The 2,572-nt window shown below is 71.2% G+C and carries 2 protein-coding genes; one reads left to right on the forward strand and one right to left on the reverse strand.

What is annotated here, in order from left to right; translation table 11 throughout:
* The first annotated feature begins 70 nt into the window (after window positions 1-70).
* Window positions 71-1,237: an adenosylhomocysteinase gene (locus AC3XYG_RS36680; RefSeq protein ID WP_489144841.1), complete on the forward strand. Its 1,167-nt coding sequence runs from the start codon at window positions 71-73 to the stop codon at window positions 1,235-1,237.
* Between the two features lie 3 nt (window positions 1,238-1,240).
* On the opposite strand, the gene AC3XYG_RS36685 is transcribed toward AC3XYG_RS36680, so the two are convergent.
* Window positions 1,241-2,434, reverse strand: coding sequence for an NAD(P)/FAD-dependent oxidoreductase (locus tag AC3XYG_RS36685; RefSeq protein WP_489144842.1), 1,194 nt, complete (start codon window positions 2,432-2,434; stop codon window positions 1,241-1,243).
* Between the last annotated feature and the right edge of the window lie 138 nt (window positions 2,435-2,572).

Raw genomic sequence — 2,572 nt, forward strand, 5'->3', positions numbered from 1 at the left:
TCGAATATCTGCGCAGCCAGGGCGCCACCGTCTTCGCGACGCAGACGACCGATCGTGAGGAGAGACCGCCATGGCCGAGACGACACAAGCCGCGCCGCTGTCGCGCATCGACTGGGTGGGGCGCAGTTGCCGCCTGCTGCGGGCGACGGCCGCCGAATTCCTGACGACGCGGCCCTTCGAGGGCCTGACCATCGGCACCGGCATCCATCTGGAGCCGAAGACCGTGGCGCTGCTGACCACCCTCGGCCTCGGCGGCGCCCGCCTGGTCTGCACCGGCAACCTGAACAGCACGCAGCCTGCCACGGTCGAATATCTGCGCAGCCAGGGCGCCACCGTCTTCGCGACGCAGACCACCGACCCGGCCGAGCACACGGCGAGCCTGGACGCCATCCTGGCGGAACAGCCCGACCTGCTGCTGGACAATGGCGGCGACCTGTTCGCCCGCGTCGCCGGGCACCGTCCGCCCGGCCTGCGCGGCGGGACGGAGGAGACGACCTCCGGCCGCACCCGCCTGGTGCCGATGCGCACCGCGCTGGCGATGCCGGTCCTGGTCATCAACGACAGCCCGATCAAGCAGTTCGCCGAGAACCGGCACGCGGTCGGCCAGAGCCTGTTCGAAAGCTATCTGCGCTTCACCAATCGCTCCACCCAGGGCAAGCGCGTCACCGTCTTCGGCTACGGCGCCTGCGGCAAGGGCACGGCAGCGTGCTTCCGCAGCGCCTTCGCGACCGTCAGCGTGGTCGATATCGACCCGGTGACGACGCTGGAGGCGCATCTCGACGGTTTCGCCACGCCGCTGCGCGACCAGGCGATCCAGTCGGCCGACATCCTGGTGACGGTCACCGGCCATCCCGGCATTGTCACCGCCGCTGACCTCGCCCTGCTCAAGGACGGCGCGATCCTGATGAATGGTGGCCATTTCCCGGATGAGATCGATGCCGGCGGCTTGCGGGCCGGCGCCGCGGAGGTCGAGCGCTATGAGGGCGAAGGGATCGAGACGCTCCGCCTCGCCGATGGCCGCCGCATCCATCTGCTCGGCGGCGGGCACATGGCCAACCTCGCCGGGCCGCGCCCACTGGGCAATACGGTGGAATCGATGGATCTCGGCTTCACGCTGCAGGCGCGCTGTCTCGAGCGGATCGCCCAGGGCCGGGTCGGCACCGAATCCTGCGTCGTACCGGTGCCGGCGGATATCGACGCTGCGGTGGCCAGCGCCTATCTCGACCTGGCACGCTGATCGTCAGCGCAGTCGCGGCGGCGGCGCCTGGATGACCGGAGCGGCCGCGTCGAGGATGGCACGGCGGTCCCGGGTCAGCGGCGGGTAGATGCGCTGGCGGTTGATGATCTGCTTGGTCTGCTTCGCCGCCGCCCCCTGCGCCACCACCTGCCGGTCCCAGCCCTCGGTGTACACGGCGCCCCAGGAGCCGAGGTCGAGGATGGTGGTGTACCATTCGATCCGCATCGGCAGCAGCGGCAGCCCGAGCAGGTCGGCGACCGCGTTGTGGCCGCCAAAGCGGCCCATCGGCCGGCCATGCTGGCAGGACATCACCGAGGCGTGGCTGTCGTCGACCATCGCCCACGCCGAATCACCGACGGCGAATTCGGCCTCGCGGCCGATGATCTTCAGGGTCGGATCGACCGGCAGCCGGCCCAGCCGGTCACGCTCGACCGGGAATTGGGTGGTCAGCGGGCTGGCCCGCATGCCGGCGCACCAGATCACCGTCGCGGCCGGGATGACCTCGCCGGTCGACAGCGTCGCCCGGTCGGCATCGATTGCCGCGACCGACACGCCCATCCGGGTCTCGACACCGAGCGCGGCCAGGGCGGCCTCGATCACCGGCCGGGCGCTGTCGCCCATGTCGGAGCCGACCTGCGGCGCATGATCGGCCAGGATCACCCGGCCCCCCTGCCCGATCCGGTCCACCATCTCGGTCGCGGCCTCGATGCCGGTCAGGCCGGCACCGACGACCAGGACGGTGTCGCGCCCCGGCGATGCCGGCCGCTTCGCCAGAGCGGCCAGATGATCGGCGAGACGGCGGGCGCCGGCGAAGGTGTCGATGTCGAAACCGTGTGCGGCCAGCCCCGGAATCGCCGGCCGGGCAAGGCCGCTGCCGAGCGCGAAGACCAGGCGATCATAGGGCAGCGCCGTCCCGGTCCCCGAGACCGTGCAGCTGCGCTGCGCGAGGTCGATGTCCGCGACATCGCCCTCGACCAGGCGCACGCCGATCGGGTCAAGCACCGAGGCCAGGGGCACGCGGATCGCGTCGAGGTCGGCCTCGTAGTTGCGCACACGGATGCCGTGCCAGGCGTCGCGGTTGACCAGCGTGACCTCGACCTGGTCAGGCCCGATGCCCTGGGCATCGAGGGTCCGCGCCGCGCCGACCGCACTCCACAACCCCGCGAATCCGCCGCCGAGGATCAGGATACGATGCATCGCTTCGCCCCTCGCCCGCTGGCCCAAGCCTGAACGCTAGGCCCGACCCGGACCGGAGGCAACGACGTCCGTCGGCCGAACACGCCGCCCCTGCCCTCAGCCCCGCTTCGTAGGTTGCGGTTCGCGACAGCGAACCCA

The organism is Inquilinus sp., assembly GCF_057815775.1.

Coding starts and splice junctions, on each gene's coding strand:
- AC3XYG_RS36680 (WP_489144841.1), top strand. CDS start 71: ATGGCCGAGACGACACAAGCCGCGCCGCTGTCGCGCATCGACTGGGTG.
- AC3XYG_RS36685 (WP_489144842.1), bottom strand. CDS start 2,434: ATGCATCGTATCCTGATCCTCGGCGGCGGATTCGCGGGGTTGTGGAGT.